Origin of the sequence: Streptomyces sp. NPDC008137 (assembly GCF_042957035.1) — a bacterium.
GTDB lineage: Bacteria > Actinomycetota > Actinomycetes > Streptomycetales > Streptomycetaceae > Streptomyces.
The window spans coordinates 79,861-86,544 of sequence record NZ_JBIBHN010000034.1 but is presented as its reverse complement, the minus strand read 5'-3'; the positions used below and the strand labels follow the sequence as shown (position 1 = coordinate 86,544).

Annotated in this window: 7 protein-coding genes; 2 read left to right on the top strand and 5 right to left on the bottom strand. The window is 71.2% G+C overall.

Features of this window, described 5'->3' with window-relative positions; translation table 11 throughout:
• Positions 1-141 precede the first annotated feature (141 nt).
• The 4 genes from ACFZBT_RS35220 to ACFZBT_RS35205 all read right to left on the bottom strand — a co-directional run bounded on the left by ACFZBT_RS35220 (position 142) and on the right by ACFZBT_RS35205 (position 2,615).
• The gene (locus tag ACFZBT_RS35220; RefSeq protein WP_391112652.1) at positions 142-687 is read right to left on the bottom strand and encodes a VanZ family protein; all 546 of its coding nucleotides are present in this window, start codon (positions 685-687) and stop codon (positions 142-144) included.
• Positions 688-820: 133 nt separating this feature from the next.
• On the bottom strand, positions 821-1,483 hold the full coding sequence (locus tag ACFZBT_RS35215) for a DUF4230 domain-containing protein (protein WP_391112649.1): 663 nt from the start codon (positions 1,481-1,483) through the stop codon (positions 821-823).
• Between the two features lie 108 nt (positions 1,484-1,591).
• Complete coding sequence (locus ACFZBT_RS35210; protein ID WP_391112646.1) at positions 1,592-1,972, bottom strand: anti-sigma factor antagonist; 381 nt, start codon at positions 1,970-1,972, stop codon at positions 1,592-1,594.
• A 205-nt stretch (positions 1,973-2,177) separates the two neighbouring features.
• Positions 2,178-2,615 (bottom strand): MarR family transcriptional regulator, encoded by a 438-nt coding sequence (locus ACFZBT_RS35205; RefSeq protein WP_391112643.1) that lies wholly within the window; start codon positions 2,613-2,615, stop codon positions 2,178-2,180.
• A gap of 103 nt (positions 2,616-2,718) precedes the next feature.
• On the opposite strand from ACFZBT_RS35205, the gene ACFZBT_RS35200 reads away from it, so the two are divergent.
• Together ACFZBT_RS35200 and ACFZBT_RS35195 are read left to right on the top strand one after the other, a co-directional pair.
• Positions 2,719-4,173 carry an aldehyde dehydrogenase family protein gene (locus ACFZBT_RS35200; protein WP_391112640.1) on the top strand — a complete coding sequence of 485 codons (1,455 nt, stop codon included), beginning with the start codon at positions 2,719-2,721 and terminating at the stop codon, positions 4,171-4,173.
• Between the two features lie 23 nt (positions 4,174-4,196).
• Positions 4,197-5,303: a zinc-binding dehydrogenase gene (locus tag ACFZBT_RS35195; protein WP_391112636.1), complete on the top strand. Its 1,107-nt coding sequence runs from the start codon at positions 4,197-4,199 to the stop codon at positions 5,301-5,303.
• Between the two features lie 359 nt (positions 5,304-5,662).
• Here ACFZBT_RS35195 and ACFZBT_RS35190 read toward each other — a convergent pair whose 3' ends face one another.
• The gene (locus ACFZBT_RS35190) at positions 5,663-6,613 is read right to left on the bottom strand and encodes a zinc-binding dehydrogenase (RefSeq protein WP_391112633.1); all 951 of its coding nucleotides are present in this window, start codon (positions 6,611-6,613) and stop codon (positions 5,663-5,665) included.
• Between the last annotated feature and the right edge of the window lie 71 nt (positions 6,614-6,684).

The window sequence follows — 6,684 nt, the reverse complement described above, 5'->3', positions numbered from 1 at the left end:
GTGAACGTCTCCACCCACACCGGCTCAGCCCTCAACACCCCACCCATACAGGCAAGATGCCCGCCACCAAGCCTTCTGCAACACCCTTTAGGGTCTGTTGTTCGGATCAGGGCGTCTGCGGCGTGATCCGAACAACAGGCCCTAAGCCTTTCCGGCCGACGGCTTCCCGCCCGCCCGGCCGCGCCGGGGCCTGCGTGCGTGGACCGCGCGGCTCATGCGGCGGCCCAGGAGCAGGTAGCCGATCAGCGCGCCCGACGTGTTCAGGATGACGTCGTCGATGTCGAACGCGCGGCCGGTGACCAGGGCGCCCTGGGCGAACTCCACCATCAGCATCACGATCGCGGTCATCAGCAGGACGCGCAGGATGCCGCGCGTGCGGGGCGCGACGACGGGCACGAGGATGCCGAAGGGGACGCCGAGCAGGATGTTGCCGCCGATCTGGCGCACGGCGTCCCGCAGTTCCGGCTGGTCGAGATAGGCCTTCAGGGAGTCGCCGGGCTGGAGGTTGGTGTGGGTCAGTGCCTCCGAGGCGGGCGAGGGCTGCAGGGTCAGCCGCGCCAGCACCACCGCGAAGGCGACCATGAACATGAAGGCGCACAGCGTCGCCAGCAGCCGGACGGGCAGTGGGAGTGGACGTCGCTCGCTCTCGGACCCGACGGTACGGGGACGTGAGGCTGCACTGGCCATACGCTCCTCCAGTCTTCAACTTCCCTGTGTGACAGGGCGGTTACCCACGGGCGCGATGGCGAAGCCGCCGGGGGGCGTTCCCAGCCACTGTTGCCCGCGTTCCGCCGGGGCACTCCGCCCTGTCCACGGCTGCTCAGTTCCCGTACGACACGTTCACCTCCTTGAAGCCCAGGGAGCGCAGCAGGCCTTCGAGCATGCCGGTGGCGTTCTTCTCGGCTCGTGCGGTCAGTTCGCTCTCCTTCGCCGCGTCGCCGATGTGCCGTACCGCGAGCTTCTGCACGGCTTGTTCACCGTTGGGGTTGTCCGAGAAGAGGTCGCCGAGGCGGTCGAAGAGACCGCGCTGCTTGGAGACGGCGTAGGAGCGGTCGGGGTCCAGGGCCGGCTTGCCCAGCTGTGCGTGGGGCAGCCGGAGTGTGGCGGACGTGCGGTCGCCGTTGACCTTCACGTCGTTCTCGCCGACCTTGCCCAGGTCGACGTAGGCGTCGACGGTGCCCGCACCGACGTACAGGGTGCGGGTGCCGCGGATCGCGTCGGGCAGGAACCGGGCGTCCTTCTCCAGGTCCACGACGACCTGGAAGTTGCCGGAGGCGGCGTCGTACCGGCTGATGTCCTGGATGGACTTCAGCAGCGCGGGGCCGGACCGGTCGTGGGTGTCGGTGCCGAACAGGTCCTTCAGGCCCGGGATCACACTGAGCCGGATCCCGGCGAAGAACACGACGAGCACCAGGACGAGCGCGCCCACCACCTTGGCCCAGCCGGGCATGCGCCTGGGGAGGCGCTTGACGGGAGTCGTCATGCGACGGCCCTCCTTCCTGCTGTCCGGATGCCCGCCACTTCCCCTGCCAGACCGGCCGGTTGAAGATGTGAGGACTTCGGCGGAAGCATGAAGGGCGCATTCGGGGCATCACACCGAGCCGGACGTCGCCTCCGGCTGTTCCAGGGCGGCCTCCAGGGTCGGCTGCGGCGGCAGCAGCCGGGACAGGCCGGTGATGCGCAGTACCCGCAGGGTCAGGGGGTGGGCGCAGACGAGGAGCAGGTGACCGTCCCGGTCGAGGACCCGGCTCCTGGCCCGGTAGAGCAACCGCAGGCCCGAGCAGTCGAAGAACTCGATCCCGCTGAGGTCGATCACGACGCGGGCGGCGCGGCGGTTCGTCTCCCGGTCCAGGTGCGGGGCGATCTCCGTGGCCGCGGCGAGGTCGATCTCGCCGCGGAACTCCAGCACGGTGTGTCCCCGTTCCTGGCGGACGCGCAGATGCCGGGTGAGCGGTGCAGGTTCCTGCCGCACGACGAGATCGCCTCCAGCCTGCTCCGTGCGTGGGGAGGGGTCACGGCCTCAAAACCGTTGCCCGCCCCGCAAGTTACCCTCCAACGAGTGAATTTGAGCATGTTCGATTGACATATGTCTCTGAATTGCAGGCGAGTTGGCCGAGGTTCGCGCGGGGGAGTGCGCGGGCGCGAGCGCGGGCGCGATTCCAGGCGTGCGCTCCGGGCTACGACAGGGCGTGCCAGGCCTTGGTGAGGGCCTGACGGAACTGCTCGGTCTGGTGCGCCGTGAGGTCGCGCACCATGCGTTCCTCCAGCTCCCGGACCGGCCCGGCGTGCCGGGCGAGCAGCTCCCGGGCCTCGTCCGTGAGCAGGATCAGCAGCTCCCGGCGGTTGCGGGGGTTGCGCTCCCGGCGCACCAGCCCGCGGCCCTCCAGTGAGCGGACGAGATCGGCGATGGACTGCGCCGTGACGAAGGAGTCGCGCGCCAGCTGGGCCGCCGACAGTCCGTCGTGTCGCTCCAGGACGGTCAGAGCGGTGTACTGGAGTGCGGTGATCCCGGAAGGTCTGACCAGCTCGTCCAGGTGGGAGCGCACGACGAGCTCCACCTGCTTGACCATGTAGAGCAGGGAAGGGGGCGCCTTGGTCACCTGTGTGTCGAGCATGGAAGCAGGCTAGAGCATTGACAGGAAACCTGTCTGTAAAGAGACTGCGAACCAACAGGAATCCTGTTTGTTGAAATCTTGGCGACGACGCTGGGGAGCGGCGATGACCACCTTCGAGAGGGAACCCGGACAGCTGTTCATCGGGGGACAGTGGCGCGAGGCCGCCGACGGGGCGCGCACCGAGGTGGTCGACCCGTCCCGGGGCACGGTCGTCACCACCGTCGCCGAGGCGGGCCCCGCCGATGTCGACGCGGCCGTACGCGCCGCCCGCGAGGCCCACGACGACGGCGCCTGGTCCGGGCTGAGCGGCCGCGAGCGCGGCCGGGTGCTGCACCGCGTCGCCCGGCTGATCCGCGAGAACGCCGACGAGCTCGCCGCCCTGGAGAGCCTCGACGTCGGCAAGCCGATCACCCTGTGCGGCGCCGTCGACGTGACCAACGCGGCCAACGACTACGAGTACTACGCGAACCTCGCCCAGAGCCAGGACGGCGCCCTGCGCGACACCCCCATGAACGCCCTCGCCTACACCAGGCGCGAGCCCCTCGGGGTGGTCGCGGCGATCACCCCGTTCAACTTCCCGCTGATCCTCGCCGGCTCCAAGCTCGGCCCCGCGCTCGCGGCCGGCAACACCGTCGTCCACAAGCCCGCCGACGAGACCCCGCTCAGCGCCCTGTACATGGCCCGGCTCCTCCAGGAGGCGGGCGTACCGGACGGTGTGGTCAACGTCGTGACCGGCAGCGGTCCGGTCGCCGGCGAGGCGCTGCTGCGCCACCGAGGTGTCGACAAGGTCGCCTTCACCGGCTCCACCGCGATCGGCCGGCACGTGGCGAGCGTCGCCGGTGAGGCGCTCAAGCCCGTCACCATGGAGCTGGGCGGGAACGCGGCGCACATCGTCTTCGAGGACGCCGACCTGGAGAAGGCGGTCGGCGCGGTCATCAAGGGCTTCGTCTTCAACACCGGCCAGTTCTGCATGGGCGGCCCGCGCCTGCTGGTGGCCCGCTCGGTGTACCCGACGCTGCTCGGCATCCTCGCCGAGGCCGTGCCCGGAGTGCCCATCGGCGACCCGCGCGACCCGGCCACCGTCATCGGCCCCATGGCGGCCGAGAAGCACCTCAAGAAGGTCGAGGAGTACGTCGCCCTGGCCCGCAAGGAGGGCGCCCGCGTCGTCTGCGGCGGCGAGCGGCTCGACCTGGACGGCGGCTACTACTACAAGCCCACCGTCATCGCCGACCTGTCGAACGACTCCCGTGTGATCCAGGAGGAGATCTTCGGCCCGGTCCTCACCATGCAGCCCTTCGACGACGAGGACGAGGCCGTCGCCCTCGCCAACTCCACGCCCTACGGCCTCGCCTCGGGCGTCCAGACCAGCCATCTCGCCCGCGCCCACCGGGTCGCCGACCGGCTCCAGGCCGGCATCGTCTGGATCAACGACTGGGCGATGCTCGACCCCGCCGTGCCCTTCGGCGGTGTGAAGGACTCCGGCTACGGCCGTGAGTACGGGCCCGAGGCCCTCGCCGGTTACACCAAGGTCAAGTCCGTCGTCGTCTCGCTCGACTGAGACACCGTCAAGGAGCCATTGCGATGCCCACCACCACCCGTGCCGCGGTCGTCGAGTCCGGCGGCGCGCCCTTCACCCTCTCCGACGTCGTTCTCGACGAACCCGGCCCCCACGAGGCGCTGGTCCGCATGGTCGCCACCGGCCTGTGCCACACCGACCTCGGGGTGGCGAGCGGCGGACTGCCCTTCCCGCTGCCCGGCGTCCTCGGCCACGAGGGGGCGGGTGTCGTCGAGGCCGTCGGCCCCGCCGTCACCGGCGTCGCGCCCGGCGACCACGTCCTGCTCTCCTTCACCTCCTGCGGCGACTGCCGCAACTGCCGCGGCGGGCACCCCGCGTACTGCGCGACGTGGCTGCCGCTGAACCTGCTCGGCGGCAGCCGTGCCGACGGCTCGAACACCATCAGCCGGGACGGCGAGGCCCTGGGCGGCCACTTCTTCGGCCAGTCCTCCTTCGCCGAACGGGCCCTGGCCGACGAGCGCAGCCTGGTCAAGGTCGACCCGGACGTGGCGCTGGAGTCGATCGCCCCGCTGGGCTGCGGCGTACAGACCGGTGTGGGCGCCGTGTGGAACGTCCTGAAGCCCGACACGGGCAGCACGGTCGTCGTCCTGGGCGCCGGGGCGGTGGGCCTGTCGGCCGTGATGGCGGCGGCCCTCACCCCGGCCACCAGGATCGTCGCCGTCGACAGGGTCGCCGAACGCCTGTCACTGGCCACGGAGCTGGGCGCCACGCACAACGTCGACACCAGCCGGGAGGACCTGGCCGAGGCCCTCGCCGCCATCACGGGCGGCCAGGGCGCGGACGGTGTCGTCGAGACCACGGGCAACGTCGGCGTCCTGCGCCAGGGCGTCGACGCGCTCGCCGCCCGCGGCACCCTGGTCGTCGTCGGCGCCCCGCCCTTCGGCACCGAGGTCGCCCTGGACGTCAACGGCCTGCTCGGCGGCAAGCGGATCGTCGGCCTCACCCTCGGCGACAGCGAGACCCAGACGATGATCCCCGCCCTGGTCCGCCTGGTGAAGGAAGGGCGCCTGCCGCTGCACCGCCTGATCAGCACGTATCCCTTCGGCGACATCGACCGGGCGGTCCAGGACATGAGGTCGGGCAAGACGATCAAGCCGGTGCTGATGTTCTGACACCAGGCTCCCGGCGTGGGTGCTGGGGTCGGGGCGTCGCGCAGCCCGGCGGAGCGGGGTGCCTCCCCCACTCTCGGCTTCGCTCGAGCGGGGGCCCCCACCGCCCACCCGTGCCGCCCTTAGCGGCACGCATGCCCGCAGCGGGGGCGGCCGCATGCCCGCAGCTGAGCGGACCCGCACCCGCCGGACGACGCAAGGGGCCGTGTCGGGGGGTGTCCGCCCCCAGCGGTTGTCGCGTCAACGAACAGTCAGTCGGCGCGAGACCCCATCGCGACGTTCCGAGGACGGACACCCCCCCGGCACGGCCCCGACCCACCACCCGGCGCTATGCGCTACACGCACCCCACCCCGCACACTGGTCAGTCGTTCACCAGCACCAGCTTCCCCGTCGTCCGGCCCGTGTCGCCCGAGGCATGGGCCTCGGCCGCCGCGGATAGCGGGAAGGTGCCGGCGATCGTGGCGCGCAGCTTGCCCGTCCCGGCGAGTTCCGCGATCGCCTCCATGCCACCGCGGTCGGCGTCGACGAGCATGCGCAGCCCCCGTACCCCGAGCCGCTCGGCCTCCTCGTAGAACTCGTCCGAGCCGCCCGGGAGGATCGAGACCACGACACCGCCGGGGCGCAGGACGCGCAGGGAACGCAGGGCGTTGTCGCCGCCGATCGTGTCCAGGACGACATCGACGTCCTTCACGGCCTCGGTGAAGTCCGTCGCCCGGTAGTCCACCGTCTCGTCCACGCCGAGCCCCCGCAGGAACTCGTGCTTGCCCGCGCTCGCGGTGCCGATCACATACGCGCCCCGCGCCTTGGCGATCTGCACCGCCACATGCCCGACCCCGCCCGCGGCCGCGTGGATCAGCACCCGCTGCCCGGACCGCAGGTCCGCGTGCTCGACCAGCGCCTGCCACGCGGTGAGCGAGACCAGCGGCAGCGCGCCCGCCTGGACGTGGTCGATGCCGGCCGGCTTGCGGGTGAGGGCGCGGACGGGAGCGATCACGTACTCCGCGTGCGAGCCGTGCCCGTACGGATACGGCAGCATGCCGAAGACCTCGTCACCGGGCGCGAAGGCCACGACGCCGATGCCGGCCGCCTCCACCACGCCGGAGACGTCCCAGCCGAGGACGAAGGGCGGCTCGCCCAGGAACCCGCCGGTCGCGCGGTGCTTCCAGTCCGTCGGATTGACCCCGGCGGCCCGCACCCGGACCAGCACCTGGTTCGGCCCGGGCACCGGGCGCTCGACTTCGACTTCCTTGAGGACCTCGGGACCGCCGAGGACGTCCTGGCTGATGGCTCGCATCGTGTTCTGTGTGCTCATGGTGGTCAAGCGTGCCGGTCCGCGCACCGCCCGCCAATGGCAAGATTGCCAACCTTCGATACGATCGTGCC

Excerpts from the sequence above, each read along its gene's own strand:
- ACFZBT_RS35220 (WP_391112652.1), bottom strand. The coding sequence starts at position 687 with ATGGCCAGTGCAGCCTCACGTCCCCGTACCGTCGGGTCCGAGAGCGAG.
- ACFZBT_RS35215 (WP_391112649.1), bottom strand. The coding sequence starts at position 1,483 with ATGACGACTCCCGTCAAGCGCCTCCCCAGGCGCATGCCCGGCTGGGCC.
- ACFZBT_RS35205 (WP_391112643.1), bottom strand. The coding sequence starts at position 2,615 with ATGCTCGACACACAGGTGACCAAGGCGCCCCCTTCCCTGCTCTACATG.
- ACFZBT_RS35200 (WP_391112640.1), top strand. The coding sequence starts at position 2,719 with ATGACCACCTTCGAGAGGGAACCCGGACAGCTGTTCATCGGGGGACAG.
- ACFZBT_RS35195 (WP_391112636.1), top strand. The coding sequence starts at position 4,197 with ATGCCCACCACCACCCGTGCCGCGGTCGTCGAGTCCGGCGGCGCGCCC.
- ACFZBT_RS35190 (WP_391112633.1), bottom strand. The coding sequence starts at position 6,613 with ATGAGCACACAGAACACGATGCGAGCCATCAGCCAGGACGTCCTCGGC.